Raw genomic sequence first — 18,920 nt, 5'->3', positions numbered from 1 at the left:
TTCTCCTTTTTGGTCGGTCCGCAGTCGTGTCCGGTGCTGTCGGGCCAGGCGGGAGCGCAGGAGAGGTGTCGTGGCGTGTTGTTCACGCACGGCCCGCAACACTCGCAATGACGGCTGCCTCCGACAGGTGGGGCGGGATTTATGGCTCAGAACGCTCGGTCCTGCAAGCCGTGAGCCGTGGCGCAAGCCCTTGGCGCGCGAGCGAGAAACGCGAATTTACGATTGCGGCCAAAATGAGAAAAAATACCCTACCAATATTATAGGGATCCTATAGAAATATTCCCCAGAGCAAAACGAAGCGCTCTTCCGGAGCGGCCGGCTACGAACGGTCGCCTGAACAAAGGACGGTGGCAATGCGCGATATGAAACTCGACAGCCGTGCGACTTACGCGACGTTCGGTTCGCGCCGTGCCCGTCGTGCCGAGCGGCAGGCATTCGTCAGCACAGTCCTGTTTGCGGGTGCTTTCATCTTTGTGAGCGCCGTGGTTTTCGGCCTCGTTGGCTGAAACGGCCGTATCCGCCTCTTAAAGAATGAACGACTGACATTATCGCCCATTGCCTACGCTCGACAGGCTGTGCGGTTTTGCGACTTTCGCGACGCATAACCGCACTTGTTGGCACGAGAGTTCCGCGCTCGCCTGATGGGAGTTCAGGCGCCGACTGGGCAAATGCTTCATCGGCTCTGGAGCGGGCTCTCATCAAAAGCCATCCGAATGCAAAAATGAAGGTGACGCAGACGGTGCGCATCGGGCCGCCAGGCGTTGCGGGCGCTAAGACGAGCATGTGCAGTACAGCAAGCCCCGCGTAGAGCAGAACTTGCGCCTGGGCCGGGATCGTCACGACGGCCTCAGTTTCGCGCGACGATCATCCGGCAGCATGGATGCGAGTGGCCATCAGATGTCCGGCGATGATGCCGGCGAGAAACGGCGGCTAGGGGAGGGCGCTCAACGGCATGTTCTGCTCTGTGCTATCAATCCCGTTGAGCGGCGAGTATCATTCGGTCGAGTGCCAAGACGATGGCGACAGCCAGCATGACGGCGCCGGCGAGCGTCCAGATGCCACGACGGCATGATACCAGAGCGCACCATTTCAAACCTGAATCAGAGTGTTGAAGGACGAAGCGCTCTGGTCTGATTCAGCGGAAACGGACAGGTCGTTTCGTCAGGTTCATCTGTATAGACATCCGGTCGGCAAAGCGGCCGATCAGACGGACCAGTTTTCTAGCTTCCGCTTCGTCGATACCGTGCAGCCTGCAGTACATGACGACGTCATACACCCTGGCCTGCGGTGTAGAGCGATTGCTGTCGACGTGTTGCATGATGTTCCTCCCGGTCGAGCGTCCAAATGCATCCGGCGGTCGGAAGTTCCAGGGCGGAGGACTCCGTACGAAACCGTACAAAACGACGCGTCGTGGCGCGTCTGTCCGCTTTCGTACCGACCCTGCGGGCCGGGTTGTTTCACCGATTGTATGGCCATAGATGGACAGCCATTGATTTTGAGAAAGACCGAGGCTCCGGCGGATATGCGGTCGATGAACTGCATTGGATTTATTGATGGCAACGGGTTGCGACGGTGGGTTTCGGAACAACCTTCTTTGGCGTTTACCGGAAGCCAGCCAGCAACGGATTACCCCACATCTGGAACGGGTTCAGCTGCCTCGCTGGCACCAGCTTGCGTCCGCCCATCAGACAATGGAGCATGCCTATTTCTTCGAAAGCGGCATCGCATCGGTGGCTATCCGGTCGCCTGAGGGACAGTGCAGTGAAATCGGGCTCATCGGCAGGGACGGCATGTATCCCGCCTCAGCCATTCTGGATGTGGATGCCGATCCGTTTTCCGTCCACATGCAGATCCCGGGCGAGGCGCTCCGGATCGCCACTCCCACACTCAAGGCGATCATGGCCGAAGATCGTGAGATTCACAGGGTGCTGTCCTTTTACATCCAGACTTTGTCTGTCCAGCAAGCCTATACCTCGCTCTCCAATGCGGTGCACCAGATCGGCGAGCGTCTCGCCCGCTGGATACTCATGTGCCACGACCGTGTTGACGGGATGGAAATCAGTCTGACGCATGAGTTCATGTCGATGGTGCTTGCAGTGAGGCGTCCCAGCGTCACCACGGCGCTGCATGTGCTGGAAGGCAAAAAGCTTATCTATTCTGAACGGGGCGTCGTCGGCGTCCGCGACCGGGCTGGCCTTGTTGCCTTCGCGCGCGATGCCTATGGCGAAAGCGAGCGGGAATATGAGCGCCTTATCGGGACACCTATAGCGCGGCCCTTGGACTGAACGCGCATTGCGGCTGCACCGCGCACGTCGGCGGAAACCGAGCGGCCTCGTCGATATCGAAGCCGGAACGCCCGTCCGGCTTTTTCTTCCGATCATCAGTACGCTAACGTACAGCAACCTCGTTGAGCCCGCCTCGTTCACCATTGAAATGGAGGAACGAATGGATACTTTGGTTGCCGCCCCCCTAGACGAGACGGTTCACGCCCAGATCGAAGCCCAGTTGCCCGCCCTGGGGCTGTTTGCGCGGCAACTCTGTCGGGCAACCAGCGATCGGGAAGATCTGGTTCAGGAAACGGTTATGCGGGCCTTGCGATCTTCGCATCAGTTCCACCCCAATACCAATCTTCGCTCGTGGCTGTTCACGATCATGCGCAATACGTTCAACACGGAATATCGCCGCCGCTGCCGCGAGCCCGCCGGCATGGACCCGGAGATTTTCGAACGGCTGAGCATCAGCGCGCCGCAGGAATGGGCGGTATGCCGCAGCGAATTGCGCTCGGCGCTCAAGCGCATTCCCTTCAGCAGCCGGCGCACATTGCTGCTCGTGGCGATGGGCGTGAGCTATATCGACGCCGCACGGCTTTGTGCCTGTGAAATCGGGACGGTCAAGAGCCGCGTCAATCGTGCGCGGAAGATGCTTGAGGACGACATCGGGCGACCCGGCATAGCGTAGAGGTAATATGCAAGCGATTTGTCCTCGCCGACCGGCCTAAACTGTGTACGCTTCCGTACAATGTTCTTGCTTTGGATTGGGTTGCAAGTTCTCTAAGCTTTCCCCTGACATTCAGGAGGCAAGCATGTGCAGCCAGACACACAAGGGCGCGTTCGACCCCGAAGAGTTGGGTGCTTTGCAGTCGGTCTTCAACGAACTGACCGCACAGCCATGGTTCGACGCGTCGGACGATGCGCGAGAGAATTTTGCCAAGTATCTCTTTGACACTTTCGCCCATACCACATTCGACCCCGACAAGCACCGCCCTGTTATCGAGGCGTCCGCTCGGATATTCTACGCGAAAGATACATTCTAGCGCCGTGTCCCTTCACGCATCCGGCGCCTTAACGTGGCGCATGCTAGTGAAAGTTGCGACCTTCGACTTACGTGCGCCTGCGGATCAGCGGCAGGTCGCTGGCTGAGCCTCCACCGGTTTGTCTGGGGAATCCGAGCTGTCGTCATCGCGGCCGTGGTTCTCGTCGATCAAGCGCGCACTGCGCTGCCTGGTAAAGTACCGGGTTATCCACTGGATGCTCACCAGTAGCCGTTTTTCGAAATTCACCAGAAGATAGACGTGGACGAGCGCCCAGAGAAACCAGGCCATGCGTCCCTTCAGCGTCCAGGATCCGAAGTCGAAGATTGCGGCATTACGGCCGATGACCGCCGTGTTGCCACGATTGTGAAACCGGAACGGTGCGGTGTGGGGGCGTCCTGACAGTTTATGCCGCAGACGATCGGCCAGATACGCCCCCTGCTGCTTGGCGACCTGTGCCAGCGCTGGAAGCGGCTTTCCGTCCTCGTCCTTCGCAAACGCCGTATCGCCAATGATCGAAATATCGGGATGTCCGCGCAGCGAAAGATCGGGTTCCACAGGGATGCGCCCCTGCTGGCCGCCTTCCACGCCAAGCCAGCGTGCCGCGGGCGAGGCGCGTACGCCCGCTCCCCATACGATGCAGCTTGTTTCGATGCGCTCGTCGTCAAGCGACAGCGAGTTGGCGTTGATGCCGGTGACGCTTCGTCCGGTCAAAATCCGAACGTCGATATCCGTCAGATAACTGTGCGCATAGGCTGCAAGTTTCTCCGGAAAGGCGGTGAGAATGCGCGGCCCGGCCTCGATCAGAAGAACATCGACCTCGTGCTTGTTGATGGCCCTGAAGTCATGTTGGATCATGTGGCGCGCCAGTTCGGAAATGGCGCCGGCCATCTCGACGCCGGTGGGGCCGCCGCCGATGATGGCGAATGTCAGCAGGCGTTTGCGAATGGCGGGATCGGTTGCGCGCTCTGCTTGCTCGAAGGCGGACAGCAGCCTGTGGCGGATGAGCCTTGCTTCGTGAACGGTCTTGAGGCCCGGCGCGAATGGCTTCCACTCGTCGTTTCCGAAATAGTTGTATTCCGAGCCGGTCGCGATGACCAGTTCGTCATAGGGGAGTGACGTGCCGTCTTTCAGCATGACGCGATGGCCTGGGTGGTCGATACCTACCACCTCGCCCAGCATGACACGAATATTGTCATACCGGCCGAGCGTCCGACGCACCGGCTCTGCGATATCGGCCGGCGACAGGGCGGCGGTTGCCACCTGATAGAGCAGGGGCTGGAAGAGATTGTGATTTCGCCTGTCCACGACGGTAACGCTGATTCCGGAATTGCCGAGACCCTTTGCGCAGGCAAGACCCGCAAAGCCCGCACCAAGAATGACGACCTGAGAATGCGTGTAAGGGTCATGGGTGGACATGGTCTCTTGCGCGCCTCTTTCGTTTCATTGTGCCTCTTTCCATTCGGAACAAGGACCAACCTTGGCGTCAAGGGATTGTTCCTGCCGTGGCGCGGAACAACGGAGGCTGGCGGGGATTGGCATTTTAATGCCAACGAGGAAAATCGGCCATGCCGCATCAGCACGCTATCGACCCTCCCAAGGAGAGTGCAGACTATCCCGGACGCAGCGCTGACTGTGTTGCTGCGCTGAGACCCGCCGTCGCGGATCTGGCGATAGTGGCTCCGGAGGATCTTACCGCGACTATGACAACAGGCCCTGCGGGTGATTTCGCGGAGCTTGTCGCGCAAGCAGAGAGGGCCGGTTGGCGTACCGACGAGGCTTGCGCTGCGATACGGCAGCTGGCACGCGAGCAGGAAGGTGCACGCGGCACGCTGTTCGACTGACGGAAAACAGACTTGCGGTTTGTCTGATGTCGCAGAAATAACGGCGGCATCCTGGGTGCCGCCGCTTCAGGCTGTGATAACCGCGCCCGATCAGGCTGAAACCATAGTGGCGCTTAGATACGATGGTTACTCTTCCAGCTTCGTGGCCTCACTCTGCGCGACGTGTTTCTTGACGGTCGACGGGCTGGATGCTGAAATTGGGTCTGAGGCGGGGAATGTGTCTTCCAGCCCCTTCTGTAGCCTTCCTTCCTGGCTGGGTTGCGCCTGGCCGGACTGCTCTTCGTGAAGTGACCGCACGGCGGGAGATTGTCCGGCGCGATCGCCTTTGGCCTTCATAGCGTCCTTGACGCCGCTGCGCTCGGGATCCTTGTTCGTTTCACCGACGGCATCACGTGCGGTATCCGGGTCGTCTTTGGCAGGGAGGTAGCCGCGCGGTCTGGATGCTTCCGGCCCTTCCCAGCGGGGGGATTGGTCGGTGGTGCCTGATGCGCCGTCCTGCGGTTTGTTCATGCCCATATCAAATCTCCTTTCACAAGCCCAAACCGCCTGCATCGCCGGATGTTCCGTTCGCCCCAAGGATGAAAACCGATTGGTGGTTGTCGCGTCTGGTATCGGACGTGTGGCCGGGGCCTATGGGTGCATCAGCGCGCGGAGTGAAAAACCTTCAGGAACAAACCATGGCAGCTTTCTGTTCGCATGGTTTGCAGGAGGCAACAGGGTGCGATATTTCTTCAATATCCGTGACGGAGCACGCATGGAGCGGGACCTGGAAGGATCGGAGTTCGATAATTTGGAGCTTGCGATTCAGGATGCCAGGCTCGCGGCACGCGAGATCATGGCGGAACATGTTTTGGCGGGGTATGAGCCGGATGGGCAATTTTTTGACATCGCTGATGAAGACGGCCGCGTTCTTGTCAGCGTTCCATTTCGTTCAGCGCTCAGATCGAAGCCGCAGTGAGCGGCGCCAATGGTTCACACTGGCCCGCGATAAGCCGTCGATACTCCGTTTCCGGCAATCCGTATGACGCGCCGGCGAGGTTTTCCAGTCCGGCGCGGTCCCGGATCGTCACGAGCCGGCGTGTGGACTTGATCAAGTGCTTTCCCTCCAGCGTATGAAGGGCATCCGTCACACTGGGCCGGCGAACGCCGAGCATGAGCGCAAAGAAATCGTGCGTGAGAGAAAGGCGGTCGCCGAGGCGGTCCTGCGACATCAACAGCCAGCGCGCCAGGCGCTGCTCCACGTTGAACCGGCCATTCGCCAGACTGGTGGCGGCGATCTGCATCATGAAGACATGTGCGAAGCGCAGGAGAAACCAGCGTAGCCTCGGCCGCTTTTCCATTAACTCCCTCAAGGCATCCGTCCTGATGCGCAAGGCTTTGCCACCCACCTGCATGAAGGCGTAATGCGGGCTGCTGTCAACGCCCAGAAGAGCAGGCACGCCTGATAAACCCTCGGCGCCGACACACCCGACTTCCACTTCCTTGCCGCGCAATCCCGCGATTTCGGATGATAGCCCGCTCAGGAAAAAATAGACGTGCTCGATGACCTCATAGGATTGAAACAGGAACTGTCCCTGATCGAGATCGACGCCCTCCAGCTGAGCGGATAGTGCCGTCATGTCATCGGGTTCGATACAGGCGAGCAACCCATTGCTGTTAATGTCTTCCACCGCCAAGGCTGGCTCCTTCCCCGCGGCAGCAGGAACCCATCTCAGGTCTTTCACGAAAATGCCGCGCGTTGCCACAACGACAATTAACCGCCCAATGCCGATACGGTTCCATTTTCCGGCGCCATTCGAGCCACACCTCGAAACTTGATGTCACCTCATGCGTTGTTGAGGAGAGATACCACGACGTTCGCTTCATGCCGCGCGACCGCTACACAAAGAGGCCATATACATGCGTGATCCCCGCAATGCCCGAACCGACGAACTGAACGCGATCATCGACACGAAGCTCACGGCTCTCGTTCAGGAACTGGAAGATGCCAACTGGAGCGTGGAGGACATTGCTGTAGGGATACAGCAGGTCCTCAGCCGGAATTGGCTCGACCAGATTGAGGCGATGAGACGTGCCCGTGCGGCCGTGCCCGACAATTTCGTTTCGGATGGAAATGAAGGTTGAAACAGGAGAACGGAATGCCGACCACTTATCAGATCGTTGCGCTCAGCTCACTCGACCCTGGCGGAAGCGACACGCGCGATGAGCCGAAACTGGTCTTTCCGGACGCGTTGAAAGCGGCGCAGGTACTCAAGAATCAAGGCAAAGCTTTTCGGGTTTTTGTGGACGGTGAGCCTGCCGTTGATCAACTGAAAGCTTTGAACGATCTTGGGGCGATAGAATAACGGCAGAGACGATGGCGACTGCCCGCAGACTTATGCTCTGTCGCCAAGTCGGCTTCAGCCGTTCCGAAACCGACGACTTTCTCTACTTTCAATGGACCGAGAACGGGGGTGTCATCGTTGAAGCGCCGGAGAAGCGGACTGTCGGCTCGGTCCTGATCGAGCCTGTCGCAGCCGAGTGTTTCGGTAGTGGGGCAAGCAGGCCAAGGCTTGAGTCGTCGCTATAGACACCGCGCTTCTCCGAAAGCCCCTTGTAGAAACACGCCCTACGACACGCTTTTGTTCGGGGAACAGCAGACCGGTCCGAGAGTTATCGCGTCATGAACCAGATGATCCGCGCGTTGGCCGATTCCTCTCCCGATACCGACCTGCACGCGCGGTTGGTGTACATCGAAGGCTTGGAAACGGGTATCACGCGAAAACAGGGCGCCAGAGGATACCTGTATTATGGGCCCGATGGGCGACGGATCACGGACCGCACAGAAATTGCCCGATTGAATGCCCTCGCGATACCGCCCGCTTATAGCGATGTGTTGATCTCCACCAATCCTTATTCTCATTTGCAGGCTGTCGGAAAGGACGCGCGGGGTCGCCGCCAGTACCGCTATCATCCTGGTTGGCATGCCGAGCGCGGACGCGCCAAATTTGACCGGCTTGTCGAGTTTGCGAACCGTCTGCCAGACCTGCGTGCGCGTGTGGAACGCGACCTGCGGTCCCCGGGGCTCACTTTTGACAAGGCACTGGCCACTGTCATCTGGATGCTCGACAATCTCTATATCCGCGTCGGCAATGCGGCCTATGCAGAAACGAACAAGTCCTACGGCCTGACGACTTTGCGCAACCGGCATGTCAGCGTCGACGGCGGCAATCTCAAGTTCCGTTTTAAAGGAAAGTCGGGCAAAGAGTGGAACCTTGTCCACAGCGACCGGCGCATTGCCAACGTGGTCCGCAAGCTTCAAGAATTGCCCGGGCAACATCTTTTTCAGTATGTCTGTCACGAAGGTGGCTGCCGTCCTATCTCCTCGCAGGACGTGAATGCGTATATCCGCGAGATCACTGGCGACGGTTTCAGCTCGAAGCAGTTTCGCACATGGGGTGCCACATGCATGGCGGTTGAGGCACTCGCCGCTGTCGACGTTTCGCCGACCAAGCGCGAACTCACCAGACAGATCAATCAGGCGATCGATACGGTCGCGGCGAAACTCGTAAACACGCGTGCCGTATGCCGCTCGTCATACATTCATCCGGCGGTCTTCGAGGACTTTCATGAAGGCAAGCTGCGCGATGTGCTGAAGCTGAAAACCAGTGCAAAACGTCTGCTGGATTGGCTGGATGAGGATGAAATCCGTGTGTTCCGCTGGTTGAAAAAGCGCTCGACTGTGGTTCAGCAGGGCACATGATCTGTCTGAACGTGTTAGCAGCGGCCAACACGTCTGCCGACTTGAGTTCATAAGATATACCGCCGGTTAGTTGCTATTCTTCGGTTGGCTGCGGAAACCCGTGCGCAGCTCCTCGTTCGCGTTCTCCAATGTTTTGCGTTTTCGTTGCGAGAATTGGCTGTCTGCGCGGGGGAAGGCGGTTGATTTGCGCCGGCCACTCTCTTCGGCAGATTGTCCTTGAATGCTTCAAGTGGCGGGGCGTCTTACTGACTTGCGAAAGTGTGCGTGGAACAACGCTGAACACTCATCGGTTACGGGTACGACGCCAATTTTGAGCGAGGAAACGACGATGACCGATCCCAAGCACCCATCCCGCGAAGAAGACTTTCGCGACTATGAAGAGCGGGATATCCGCGACGGCTGGCCGTACTCGGACAATGATGACGGCCGCAAGGCTGGCGGCAACGCGCCCTATGGCGCACGCGGATCCGAACTTGACCAGATCGATAATGAGCGCCTTGCCGTTACGTCTGACCCCGACGCACGTGACGTGGACGGAGCACCCGCGCCATTCTCCGACGAGGAGGCCGGCACGATCAACGATGACGATCTGGAGGCTCGCATCATGGAAGCGCTCGAGGAAGACGGCCGCGTGGAACTCGACATGCTGCAGATATCCATCCGCGGCGGCGTTGCCGAACTCGAAGGCGCCGTTGACAGTGAGGATGACCGAAAACACCTTCTCCGCTTGGTTCGAAGCGTAAAGGGTGTGCGCGATGTGTCTGCCGCAGGCCTGACGACACGCGGCATCGACAGCCATATTGCTGCGGATTCGGCGGAATAAACCGGTTTCAGCGCTAGGCGTGTAGCAGACAGTCGAGATCCCAAAAAACGGAAACTGCAGGTGCGGCATGTGCCGGACCTGCATTTCCAAGGACCGTTCCAGGCTATGCTCGAAGCAACTCTTCAACATGAAGCATGCAGATATGTTCCCTGCACCTTTGATTTATATGCGCGGAATCGCGTCGGCCGTTAGGGTTAGCGTAAAAGGGAACATCGCGGCGCACGCCGAGTTGGGTGAGTGAACCCACTCATACGGAGACCGAGATGTCTGAGAACAACGTGCGTCGCCCCGTTCCGCCACAACCCGAACAGCAGCAAAGTCCTCCTGGCCTGACGAACGCAATGAACCCGCCGCCCGATCATGGCGAAGAAAGCTATGTCGGAGCCGGCCGTCTCGAAGGAAGGGTGGCACTGATTACCGGTGGCGATTCCGGCATCGGCCGCGCGGTCGCCATCGCTTTCGCTCGCGAAGGCGCCGACATCGTGATCTCCTACTTGAGTGAGGACCAGGACGCGAACGAAACCGCGCGTCTCGTCGAGGCCGCAGGCAGAAAGGCCGTGGTTCTGCCGGGCGACATTACGCGCGAGGAGCATTGCCAGCATCTCGTTCGCCAATGCCTCGAGAATTTTGGACGGATCGACATTCTGGTCAACAACGCTGCGTTCCAGCGAACCTATGGCGACATTGCCGATATCAGCACCGAGGAGTGGGACCAGACCTTCCGAACCAACATATACGCCCCATTCTTTCTGTCGCGTGCTGCGATCCCGCACATGAAGCCGGGCAGTTCCATCATCAACACGACCTCGATCCAGTCCCGCCAGCCGTCGTCGCATCTTCTGGCATATGCGTCGACAAAAGGGGCGATTTCGAATTTCACGGCGGGCCTGGCGGAGATGGTCGCCGACAGGGGCATTCGCGTCAACGCGGTCGCGCCGGGACCGATCTGGACGCCGCTCATCCCTTCCACCATGTCGCCCGACAAGACCAGGGATTTCGGAAAACAGGCACTGCTTGGCCGCGCAGGTCAGCCGGCGGAACTTGCCGGCGCCTATGTTCTGCTTGCCTCTGATCTCGGAAGCTACATGACGGGCGCGGTGATCCCCGTTACCGGCGGTGAGATCATGATCTGAGGGAGGCGCACATGACGGATATCCGCAAACACGGCTTCGAGAGCGATGCGCAATGGCGTGAATATCTCGAGGAAATCGACGAGCCGGTGAGACGCTCCGCTTACAGGCCCAGGGACACCCAAGCCGAACTCGACATACTGGCCGCGATGCGTGCTGAAGTGGCCGATATGCACCAGCGTGTCCGCGCCCGACGCGATCAGCACACGACGCGATGGTTGAAAATCGCTGGCCCCAGTATGTTTCTTGCCCTGGTGGCGATCATCCGTTTTTATATATGAATGGCAGCTCATGCGGCTGTACAAGAGTCCTATAACTAAAATCGCGCGAACGAGGTGGAATTGCGGTCATGGAATCGACCGCAGTCCCTCTCGTTGAGCGGCCAGCTCGCGGTGCGGGAAACCTGTGATGCCCACTCAAACGGGAAGCTGATAAACCAGATCATGCAATATAGAATTGCATATCTATTTGACATCCTTTTCGCGTAAGAGCCTATTGGGTGATGTGACGTTTTATCGGCTTAACGGTTGATCGGTCAGGCTCTGCGAGATTTCGTTAGGCGACCTTCAACGTCTTCTCGATCGGGCAAGGCTTACCGAGGAGATATCCCTGTCCTATGTCGCATCCAAGATCTTGTAGACGGCGGAGTTGGGTTTCCTCGGCGGTGATCTTCACCCCGAGCACGGCCCCGAGCGCTATGATTGCACGGACGATCTTCTCCTGCCTGTCGCTGTCTTCGAATGTTGCCACGAAGCTTCTGTCGATCTTGATCTTATTGAAATTGTAGCTCAACAGCTGTGAGAGACTGGAATAGCCGGTTCCGAAATCATCCAGTGCGATATTGATGCCGGATTTGACAAGATCGTCAAGAACACCACGGGCTGTTTCCGGATCGTTGATGAGCGCGCTTTCCGTGACTTCAAGTTCCAGTCGGTGGACAGGTAGTCCGACTTCGCCGAGAATCTTAAGGAGGCGCAGTCCAAGCAGTCGATCACTCAGTTGTACCGGAGAAATATTGAAGGAAAGAACAGTGTGAGCGGGCCACGACAGCGCATCCTGGCAGGCGATGCGGAACAACTGGTCAGTGAGCTCGACAATCAATCCGGCGTCCTCGGCCAGCGGAATGAATTCGCATGGCGGAACGAATTTGCCCGGTGACATCTCCCACCGGGCAAGAGCTTCGTATCCGACAGTTTGTTGGTGTTGATTTGCACTGAGAACTGACCCGGGATTGCGGGAAATTATCACTGAGATTTGACCCATGTTTCAATCATCCCTCGCGAGGTTTCAGCGGGGGCTCTGGAGTGATCGACATGGCTTTACTGAGCGTTATCCGACGCTGGCATTTTCGAGAGCATCTATCGATCCGGGAGATTTGCCGCAGGACTGGCCTTTCCCGGAACACTGTCCGCAAATATCTGCGCCTGGACGGCGTCGAGCCGAAGTTCAAAGTCCCGGAACGACCGAGCAAGCTTGATCCGTTCGCGGATCGGCTGTCGGCCTGGCTGAAGACGGAATCCAAGAAGGGCCGGAAGCAGAAGCGCACCCTGAAGCAACTCCATGCCGACCTGGTGAGCCTCGGCTACGACGGTTCCTATTGCCGTGTTGCAGCCTTTGCCCGGGAATGGAAGGCAGACCGGCAGAGGGAATTCCAGACAACAGGACGCGGAACGTTCGTGCCTCTGGCTTTCGAGCCGGGCGAAGCGTTCCAGTTCGACTGGTCGGAAGACTGGGCGATCATCGGGAATGAGCGCACCAAGCTGCAGGTGGCGCATACAAAGCTGAGCTACAGCCGCGCCTTCATTGTCCGGGCCTATCTCCTTCAGACGCATGAGATGCTGTTCGATGCCCATAATCATGCGTTCCGGGTCTTCGGCGGCATCCCCGGCCGCGGCATCTACGACAACATGCGCACGGCGATTGACAAGGTCGGCCGTGGGAAAGAGCGCGACGTCAATGTGCGCTTCATGGCGATGGCCAGTCACTATGTGTTCGAGCCGGAGTTCTGCAATCCCGCGTCCGGCTGGGAGAAAGGGCAGGTCGAGAAGAATGTTCAGGATGCGCGTCATCGCTTCTTCCAACCCGTTCCGCGCTTTCCATCATTGGATGCCCTGAACGACTGGCTGGAGCTTCGATGCAAGGAGTTCTGGGCAAAGACCCCGCATGGCCAAATGCGTGGCACCATCGCCGACATCTGGGCCGAGGAGGCCTTGGCGCTGATGCCTGTTACCCGCCCGTTCGACGGCTTCGTCGAATATACCAAGCGGGTCACGCCAACCTGCCTCGTCCATCTGGAGCGCAATCGCTACAGCGTGCCGGCGTCCTTCGCCAATCGACCGGTAAGCCTGCGGGTCTATCCGGATCGTGCCGTGATCGCTGCGGAGGGCCAGATCGTCTGCGAGCATCGTCGCGTCATCGATCGCTCCCATGATCGACCGGGACAGACGATTTATGACTGGCGGCACTATCTGGCGGTCGTGCAACGGAAGCCCGGTGCTCTTCGCAATGGCGCTCCATTTGTCGAGCTACCGGATGCATTCCGGGCTTTGCAGCAATATCTCCTGAAGAAGCCAGGCGGCGACCGCGAGATGGTCGATATCCTGGCGCTTGTTCTCCAGCACGACGAACAGGCCGTGCTATCGGCCGTGCACATGGCGCTGAAGAGCGGCGTCCCCACGAAGACCCATGTGCTGAACCTGCTGCATCGCCTCGTCGACGGCAAATCCTTCACGCCGCCCACCATCGACGCGCCTCAGGCCCTGACGCTCACCAACGAGCCCAAGGCCAATGTCGAACGATACGATGCGCTGAGAAAGACGGAGGTTCGCCATGCGTCATAATCCGGCAAGCGGTGCTATCGTCATCATGCTGCGGCAGTTGAAGATGCACGGCATGGCCCAGGCCGTCGGCGAACTCACCGAGCAAGGATCGCCGGCGTTCGAGGCCGCCATCCCGATCCTGTCGCAGCTCCTCAAGGCCGAGACCGCGGAACGTGAAGTGCGATCGACTGCCTACCAGCTCAAGACGGCACGCTTTCCAGCCTATCGTGATCTGAACGGCTTCGACTTCACCAGCAGCGAGATCAACGAGGCGCTGGTGCAGCAGCTCCATCGCTGCGACTTTCTCAACGACGCCAACAACATCGTTCTGGTCGGCGGTCCAGGCACGGGCAAGACGCATATCGCCACGGCCATCGGTGTCCAGGCCATCGAGCATCATCACAAGCGTGTTCGGTTCTTCTCGACCGTGGAGCTGGTCAATGCGCTGGAGCAGGAGAAGTCCCAAGGTCGCCCGGGTCAGATCGCCAACCGCCTGGCACACTCCGATCTCGTCATCCTCGACGAACTTGGCTACCTGCCGTTCAGTGCTTCAGGCGGTGCGCTGCTGTTCCATCTGCTGAGCAAGCTCTACGAGCACACGAGCGTCATCATCACCACCAACCTGAGCTTCAGCGAATGGGCCAGCGTCTTCGGCGATGCCAAGATGACCACGGCATTGCTCGATCGGCTTACCCACCACTGCCATATCCTCGAAACCGGAAACGACAGCTTCCGCTTCAAAAACAGCTCAGCCCACGAGCCCAAAGCAACGAAGGAGAAACGGAGGAACTTGACCACCACGACCAACACGAACGATACCTAAAGCGGGTCACTTCTCGGCGCAAATCCCGGGTCAGCTCTCAGTGCAAATCAACACCTTGGCATCAGAAGAGAAACTAAAAGACATCATTCCCAACATACGCTCCATATTTGCCATAAGCGCGTGTCCCTAAGTCAGCCATGACTGGAACCGTTTGGCCTTGGCGCCATAAACAAGGGCATGCTCAGGATGAAATAAGCTCTCCGATAGGTGTTTCGTCCTGACACCCCAGTTCTAGGGGCAAATTCCGAACGAAAGCTTAACGTGGGCTGGCGTAATTGAGCTTTCGCTCAAGAATTGAGCAAAATGTCGCTGTTTCTATCAGAGGAGTGCGCGCGAACAGCCTTCGTTTGTTCCAAAGTAAAGGCCGGGGGAGTGCTATCGAATAATCCCGCGTCTGATCGCTTCCGCAATCGCGTGCACGCGGTTGTAGGCGCCAAGCTTGCGGATGGCTGTTTTGATATAGCTATTGACCGTGTCGGGCGTATAACCGCTCGCCGTCGCTATATCATCGGTGGTTTTGCCTAGGCTCGCGTATCTCAAACAGGCGATTTCACCATCGCTCAGTTTCATCGTCTGCGCGGAGAACTTCTCCATGATCGGGCGTGTAATCACGCGATGCGTCACCTCGGCCTGGTCGGTCAGGAAGCTGATCTCATCGTCGCCGAATGGCATCGTTCTCGAAAAGGTAACGGCACCAAACACAACATCCCCTCGCCGTACCGGAAACAGCGTGCGATTCAAAACCCCAAAGGTACGTGCGAGATATATCAATCTTTGCGGCGGTGGCGTTTCCTCATAGACCCTTTCTTCGATGACGACCTCGGTTGCCGTCACTGACGCCTGGACAAAAGGGTCAGTTTTGAGAAGGTTATCACCGTAATAAGCATCTAGAAATGCAGGCGGCAAATCAGTGTCGATGGAGTGTCCGCTACCGAAGCGATAGCCGTCCAGATCGAGCCCTGACACCGCAAAAAAATCAAATGGCACCGCTTTGCGCAGCTTTTCCATAAACGGATGTGGGCCAATGTAGCGCCGCGTTGGCACCGATCTCAAATCGACGGCCTCGCTAACAAACTCTTCCAGGGCCGGCGCGCTCGAAAATGGCAAATCAAATCTCCTAGAAGTGGAAGAGCCCAGTTTCTGGTGTGAACATCTTAATTTTCTGTAAAAATTGCAGCCGAAGCCTATGTCAGTTTCTGTTCCGCGACCAGCCTGATCCCAGCCCGAATATCGTCGATCGCGACATTGTGGCCTGCTACTGAACTTTCACCCGGCGGCGATTAGAGCCTCGGCGGTTTTGAGGTGCTCCCCGATTTTGGGCCATCAGGAGCGTACACCTTTCGGCGCGCTTTGCCGCGCGTGTGGCTGTATTGGTTGCAACCGACCGGCGACCGCCCTGGCCCAATCGGTCATCGAGAGGCGTCTGATACGCTTCGCCTTTCAGGGAGAAACCTGAAAGCCTCGTCTGAACGCGCTGGAATAACGCTTCATTGACGGTGTAACCCCCAACCGGAGCTATAGCATCAAAGTGACTGGCCCTGCCTTCTCTGGCGCCCGGGAAGGGTGGCGACATGGTCGCTTCCTTGAAGGATGGCTTCTGTCGGCATTCTATCGTGTTCGGGTTTTCGTTCGTGACACGCCGGTGCCGAGATCGATCGTCGCATAATGCGCGCTCTTATACTCGTACATCAAGGCATCGGCACGCTTGATGACGGATTCGATCGTCTCGCCGGCCTCACTGGTCGCAACGCCATAGGACATGCTCAGCGGCGCGGTCGAATAGAACTGGTTGTTGATCCTCAACAGCTCCATGATCGTTTCCAGCATCGTACCGGCCGCTTTCGCATCCGCGCCGGGCAACAGAACCGCAAACTCATCACCGCCGATCCGGCAGGCATGGTTCGGTGCGTGTACCGCACCGTTGAGGATTTCGCCGAAGCGGCGCAGCAGGCCGTCGCCTGCATCATGTCCCAGCTGGTCATTGGTAGCCTTGAGACCATTGAGGTCGATGACGACGGCCGAGACCGGCCTCAGAGACTTCCGCTCAAGCCTGTTCATCTCGTCGGCGTAGAATGCACGGTTGTAGAGCTTGGTCAGGACATCATGCTTGCCGAGATATTCGAGATAGGCTTCCGCCTTCTTGCGCGCGGTAATGTCGGCAAGCGCTACCTGAACCCGCGACCAATCGTGCTCGTGGCCCGGAAACACGGAAAAGTGCAGCAGTATGTGGCGCTCCGATCCGTCAAGTGCGTAATTGATCACCTCGCGATGGTGGAAGAGATTGCCGTTCCAAAGTTCCATCAACTGTTCGCGAAACGGCTTTTCCATATCGTCGCGAAAGATTTCGCCGAGCCGCTGCAGAAGCTCGCGGAGGTCTTTCGCACCAAAGAGATTAAGCGTTGCCTGATTGACGTCGATCACCCTGATCTCGCTCATGCACTGGTGCACGAACTCCGGATGGACATCCATGAAGGTGCGGAAATCGGTGATGCCGCGATCGCGGATATCCTCAATCAACGTTCGGATGCGGCTGAAGTCTTCGATCCACAGAGAAACGGGCGAGTGCTCGAAAACGCCCTCCGCCTGGCGCCTCTGCTCGGCTTCAGCGCGGCGGGCATCCTCACGCGCGGTGATGTCTTCCGTTGTCAGCAACAGCCTGCCGAGCGTGTTTTCATGACCCGGCAGCACGGCGCCGCGCAGCTGGATGTCGAGCCGCCGGCCGGTGATCGTATAGTTGACGGTGGTGCTCGAAAACTTAAGGTCGCCATCGAAAAGCGCTGCCAGTTCGTTGATATGGGTATCCAGCATGTCGTCGCGGAAGATCGCGGCAATGTTGGCTGTCAGGTGTCCAAGGTCTTTGGCCTCGAACAATTCCAGCGTCTTGGCGTTGACGCTGACAACCCGGATCCGCGACGAGCAGGCGATGACCCGATCCCGATCCTCTCGCAGAAAGGTCCGGATATCCGTCACGCCTTCTGCGCGCCAGTCTTCGAACAGCGCCTTCACGCCGCTGAAATCTTCGATCCACATGGCGATCGGCGCGAGGTTGAAAATATCGGAATCGAGAGCAGTGGTCATCGACATTGCCTAAAGAGAGTTGGGGCTGCCGCAGCAACCCCGTCCGGGAAACGTCACCTTATGACGAAGAGGTAAACCGCAGCTTTCCACGGGTAAGCGAGGATTGATAAGCCTCCGGGACCGTCACGGCCGGGCGTGCTCTTCGGCATCGCCTGTACATTGCCGTGCACAACCGCGCAGGGATACCGGCGGTCGGCATCCGGCTGCGAGAAAAACGCCCATAGGCGATGGTGCCCGGAAAACCATCGTCCCCCAGGCACCTGTTCCGGTCAATCCATCTGGATCTTCGCATCGCGGACGATCGGCGTCCACTTGGCGATTTCGGCCTTCACATGCGCGCCCAGCTCCTCCGGCGTGGAGCCGACGATGGTGGCGCTGAACTCCTTCATGCGCTCGGCGACGGCAGGATCCTTCAGGGCCGTATTCGCTGACTGATTGAGGCGGGCGATCACCTCTGCGGGCGTGCCGGCCGGTGCAAAGAGAGCGTTCCACGTATAGGTTTCATAACCGGGAATGCCGGACTCGGCGACCGTCGGAATATCGGGGAAGGATGCGGCCCGCTCCTTCGTCGTCACCGCCAGAGCGCGCAGCGTGCCTGCCTTGATATGACCGGAGGACGACGGCAGGTTATCGAACATGATCGGGACTTGATTGGCAATGACATCATTGAGCGCCGGACCCGCTCCCTTATAGGGAATATGGACCATCTCGACGCCCGCCATGCGCTTGAAGAGTTCTCCCGAAAGGTGCAGTGGCGTACCATTGCCCGACGAGGCGTAGCTGTACTGGTCCGGCGCGCCCTTCAACAGCGCCAGCAGTTCCTCGACATTCTTTGCCGGCAGCTCTGGATTGACCACCAGCACGTTCGGTACGACGACGAGCAGGGAAACCGGAGCGAAATCCTTTTCCGCGTCATAGGGCGTCGATTTGAGGATGAGCGGGTTGAGCGCATGGGTGGCGACGGTGCCCATGAGGATCGTGTAACCATCGGCATCCGCGCGGGCGACATTGTCAGCACCGAGATTACCGCCGGCGCCGGCGACGTTCTGGACGATCACCTGCTGGCCAAGATCCTCCGACATCTTCTGGGCGACGATACGCGCCACCACATCGGTCGAGCCGCCGGCGGCGAAGGGAACGACAAGGGTGATCTGCCTTTCTGGGAAGCCGGCCGCCAAGACGGGTGCATTCAAAGCCAGCAGGGACAGCAGCGACAATCCTGCAGAGAGCGCCATGCGGCGCGTCAGTTTGGACATTCTCATTGCGTTTCTCCTCTCTTGCAAACGATGCAGGCGGGCGTTTCGCGTGCCCGCCTGCCACCTTGGAATCCACCCCTCCATTCGGGGATGAA

The 18,920-nt window shown here is 58.4% G+C and carries 20 protein-coding genes and 1 pseudogene; 13 read left to right on the top strand and 8 right to left on the bottom strand.

Translation table 11 applies throughout. The features are described 5' to 3' along the window. The first annotated feature begins 353 nt into the window (after positions 1–353). Positions 354–506, top strand: coding sequence for a hypothetical protein (locus MKI86_RS17350; RefSeq protein WP_241603205.1), 153 nt, complete (start codon positions 354–356; stop codon positions 504–506). Between the two features lie 629 nt (positions 507–1,135). On the opposite strand, the gene MKI86_RS17345 is transcribed toward MKI86_RS17350, so the two are convergent. Then, complete coding sequence (locus tag MKI86_RS17345) at positions 1,136–1,318, bottom strand: hypothetical protein (protein WP_241603202.1); 183 nt, start codon at positions 1,316–1,318, stop codon at positions 1,136–1,138. 235 nt (positions 1,319–1,553) lie between these two features. Here MKI86_RS17345 and MKI86_RS17340 point away from each other — a divergent pair, with 235 nt between their 5' ends. The 3 genes from MKI86_RS17340 (at position 1,554) to MKI86_RS17330 (ending at position 3,313) form a co-directional block, all read left to right on the top strand. After that, positions 1,554–2,285, top strand: coding sequence for a Crp/Fnr family transcriptional regulator (locus tag MKI86_RS17340; protein WP_241603199.1), 732 nt, complete (start codon positions 1,554–1,556; stop codon positions 2,283–2,285). Positions 2,286–2,433: 148 nt separating this feature from the next. Next, complete coding sequence (locus MKI86_RS17335; protein WP_370880011.1) at positions 2,434–2,958, top strand: sigma-70 family RNA polymerase sigma factor; 525 nt, start codon at positions 2,434–2,436, stop codon at positions 2,956–2,958. A 124-nt stretch (positions 2,959–3,082) separates the two neighbouring features. Then, the gene (locus MKI86_RS17330) at positions 3,083–3,313 is read left to right on the top strand and encodes a hypothetical protein (RefSeq protein ID WP_241603193.1); all 231 of its coding nucleotides are present in this window, start codon (positions 3,083–3,085) and stop codon (positions 3,311–3,313) included. A gap of 84 nt (positions 3,314–3,397) precedes the next feature. On the opposite strand, the gene MKI86_RS17325 is transcribed toward MKI86_RS17330, so the two are convergent. Further along, positions 3,398–4,729 carry an NAD(P)/FAD-dependent oxidoreductase gene (locus MKI86_RS17325; RefSeq protein ID WP_241603190.1) on the bottom strand — a complete coding sequence of 444 codons (1,332 nt, stop codon included), beginning with the start codon at positions 4,727–4,729 and terminating at the stop codon, positions 3,398–3,400. Positions 4,730–5,472: 743 nt separating this feature from the next. Next, positions 5,473–5,670, bottom strand: a pseudogene (locus MKI86_RS17320) (hypothetical protein); the annotation flags it as partial. On the opposite strand from MKI86_RS17320, the gene MKI86_RS17315 reads away from it, so the two are divergent. Then, the gene (locus MKI86_RS17315; RefSeq protein WP_241603187.1) at positions 5,663–6,112 is read left to right on the top strand and encodes a DUF6894 family protein; all 450 of its coding nucleotides are present in this window, start codon (positions 5,663–5,665) and stop codon (positions 6,110–6,112) included. The pseudogene MKI86_RS17320 and the gene MKI86_RS17315 sit on opposite strands and share 8 nt — an antisense overlap. On the opposite strand, the gene MKI86_RS17310 is transcribed toward MKI86_RS17315, so the two are convergent. After that, complete coding sequence (locus tag MKI86_RS17310) at positions 6,093–6,824, bottom strand: Crp/Fnr family transcriptional regulator (protein ID WP_241603705.1); 732 nt, start codon at positions 6,822–6,824, stop codon at positions 6,093–6,095. The genes MKI86_RS17315 and MKI86_RS17310 overlap by 20 nt on opposite strands. Positions 6,825–7,053: 229 nt before the next feature. Here MKI86_RS17310 and MKI86_RS17305 point away from each other — a divergent pair, with 229 nt between their 5' ends. The 6 genes from MKI86_RS17305 (at position 7,054) to MKI86_RS17280 (ending at position 11,130) form a co-directional block, all read left to right on the top strand. Beyond that, the gene (locus MKI86_RS17305; protein ID WP_241603185.1) at positions 7,054–7,278 is read left to right on the top strand and encodes a hypothetical protein; all 225 of its coding nucleotides are present in this window, start codon (positions 7,054–7,056) and stop codon (positions 7,276–7,278) included. 14 nt (positions 7,279–7,292) lie between these two features. Further along, positions 7,293–7,499, top strand: coding sequence for a hypothetical protein (locus MKI86_RS17300; protein WP_241603181.1), 207 nt, complete (start codon positions 7,293–7,295; stop codon positions 7,497–7,499). A gap of 317 nt (positions 7,500–7,816) precedes the next feature. Then, positions 7,817–8,896, top strand: a complete 1,080-nt coding sequence (locus MKI86_RS17295) for a DNA topoisomerase IB (RefSeq protein WP_241603178.1) — start codon at positions 7,817–7,819, stop codon at positions 8,894–8,896. A 328-nt stretch (positions 8,897–9,224) separates the two neighbouring features. Continuing rightward, on the top strand, positions 9,225–9,719 hold the full coding sequence (locus tag MKI86_RS17290) for a BON domain-containing protein (RefSeq protein WP_241603175.1): 495 nt from the start codon (positions 9,225–9,227) through the stop codon (positions 9,717–9,719). A gap of 263 nt (positions 9,720–9,982) precedes the next feature. Beyond that, a complete protein-coding gene (locus MKI86_RS17285) occupies positions 9,983–10,852 on the top strand; it encodes an SDR family oxidoreductase (protein ID WP_241603172.1) in 870 nt (289 codons plus the stop codon). 11 nt (positions 10,853–10,863) lie between these two features. Further along, on the top strand, positions 10,864–11,130 hold the full coding sequence (locus MKI86_RS17280) for a hypothetical protein (protein ID WP_241603169.1): 267 nt from the start codon (positions 10,864–10,866) through the stop codon (positions 11,128–11,130). Positions 11,131–11,404: 274 nt separating this feature from the next. Here the strand turns inward: MKI86_RS17280 and MKI86_RS17275 are convergent, their stop codons facing one another. Next, on the bottom strand, positions 11,405–12,112 hold the full coding sequence (locus tag MKI86_RS17275; protein WP_370879999.1) for an EAL domain-containing protein: 708 nt from the start codon (positions 12,110–12,112) through the stop codon (positions 11,405–11,407). A 50-nt stretch (positions 12,113–12,162) separates the two neighbouring features. Between MKI86_RS17275 and istA the strand changes: the two genes are divergently transcribed. Continuing rightward, entirely contained in the window at positions 12,163–13,689 is a 1,527-nt protein-coding gene (gene istA, locus MKI86_RS17270) for an IS21 family transposase (protein ID WP_241603166.1), read from the top strand. After that, a complete protein-coding gene (gene istB, locus MKI86_RS17265) occupies positions 13,679–14,491 on the top strand; it encodes an IS21-like element helper ATPase IstB (RefSeq protein ID WP_241603163.1) in 813 nt (270 codons plus the stop codon). Before istA ends, istB begins: the two co-directional genes overlap by 11 nt. Positions 14,492–14,866: 375 nt before the next feature. On the opposite strand, the gene MKI86_RS17260 is transcribed toward istB, so the two are convergent. From MKI86_RS17260 to MKI86_RS17250, 3 genes are all read right to left on the bottom strand, one after another. After that, entirely contained in the window at positions 14,867–15,598 is a 732-nt protein-coding gene (locus MKI86_RS17260; protein WP_241603160.1) for a helix-turn-helix transcriptional regulator, read from the bottom strand. Between the two features lie 501 nt (positions 15,599–16,099). Further along, positions 16,100–17,569, bottom strand: coding sequence for a sensor domain-containing diguanylate cyclase (locus MKI86_RS17255; RefSeq protein WP_241603135.1), 1,470 nt, complete (start codon positions 17,567–17,569; stop codon positions 16,100–16,102). A gap of 269 nt (positions 17,570–17,838) precedes the next feature. After that, entirely contained in the window at positions 17,839–18,831 is a 993-nt protein-coding gene (locus MKI86_RS17250) for a Bug family tripartite tricarboxylate transporter substrate binding protein (protein WP_241603132.1), read from the bottom strand. Positions 18,832–18,920: the final 89 nt, after the last annotated feature.

Source organism: Shinella sedimenti (assembly GCF_022601905.1).
GTDB classification, from domain to species: domain Bacteria; phylum Pseudomonadota; class Alphaproteobacteria; order Rhizobiales; family Rhizobiaceae; genus Shinella; species Shinella sedimenti.
This window is presented reverse-complemented; position numbering and strand designations above follow the sequence as displayed.

What these genes read in the sequence shown, in the direction of transcription:
- MKI86_RS17350 (WP_241603205.1), top strand. Translation starts at nt 354, where the DNA reads ATGCGCGATATGAAACTCGACAGCCGTGCGACTTACGCGACGTTCGGT.
- MKI86_RS17345 (WP_241603202.1), bottom strand. Translation starts at nt 1,318, where the DNA reads ATGCAACACGTCGACAGCAATCGCTCTACACCGCAGGCCAGGGTGTAT.
- MKI86_RS17340 (WP_241603199.1), top strand. Translation starts at nt 1,554, where the DNA reads ATGGCAACGGGTTGCGACGGTGGGTTTCGGAACAACCTTCTTTGGCGT.
- MKI86_RS17335 (WP_370880011.1), top strand. Translation starts at nt 2,434, where the DNA reads ATGGAGGAACGAATGGATACTTTGGTTGCCGCCCCCCTAGACGAGACG.
- MKI86_RS17330 (WP_241603193.1), top strand. Translation starts at nt 3,083, where the DNA reads ATGTGCAGCCAGACACACAAGGGCGCGTTCGACCCCGAAGAGTTGGGT.
- MKI86_RS17325 (WP_241603190.1), bottom strand. Translation starts at nt 4,729, where the DNA reads ATGTCCACCCATGACCCTTACACGCATTCTCAGGTCGTCATTCTTGGT.
- MKI86_RS17315 (WP_241603187.1), top strand. Translation starts at nt 5,663, where the DNA reads ATGCCCATATCAAATCTCCTTTCACAAGCCCAAACCGCCTGCATCGCC.
- MKI86_RS17305 (WP_241603185.1), top strand. Translation starts at nt 7,054, where the DNA reads ATGCGTGATCCCCGCAATGCCCGAACCGACGAACTGAACGCGATCATC.
- MKI86_RS17300 (WP_241603181.1), top strand. Translation starts at nt 7,293, where the DNA reads ATGCCGACCACTTATCAGATCGTTGCGCTCAGCTCACTCGACCCTGGC.
- MKI86_RS17295 (WP_241603178.1), top strand. Translation starts at nt 7,817, where the DNA reads ATGAACCAGATGATCCGCGCGTTGGCCGATTCCTCTCCCGATACCGAC.
- MKI86_RS17290 (WP_241603175.1), top strand. Translation starts at nt 9,225, where the DNA reads ATGACCGATCCCAAGCACCCATCCCGCGAAGAAGACTTTCGCGACTAT.
- MKI86_RS17285 (WP_241603172.1), top strand. Translation starts at nt 9,983, where the DNA reads ATGTCTGAGAACAACGTGCGTCGCCCCGTTCCGCCACAACCCGAACAG.
- MKI86_RS17280 (WP_241603169.1), top strand. Translation starts at nt 10,864, where the DNA reads ATGACGGATATCCGCAAACACGGCTTCGAGAGCGATGCGCAATGGCGT.
- MKI86_RS17275 (WP_370879999.1), bottom strand. Translation starts at nt 12,112, where the DNA reads ATGGGTCAAATCTCAGTGATAATTTCCCGCAATCCCGGGTCAGTTCTC.
- istA (WP_241603166.1), top strand. Translation starts at nt 12,163, where the DNA reads ATGGCTTTACTGAGCGTTATCCGACGCTGGCATTTTCGAGAGCATCTA.
- istB (WP_241603163.1), top strand. Translation starts at nt 13,679, where the DNA reads ATGCGTCATAATCCGGCAAGCGGTGCTATCGTCATCATGCTGCGGCAG.
- MKI86_RS17255 (WP_241603135.1), bottom strand. Translation starts at nt 17,569, where the DNA reads ATGACCACTGCTCTCGATTCCGATATTTTCAACCTCGCGCCGATCGCC.
- MKI86_RS17250 (WP_241603132.1), bottom strand. Translation starts at nt 18,831, where the DNA reads ATGAGAATGTCCAAACTGACGCGCCGCATGGCGCTCTCTGCAGGATTG.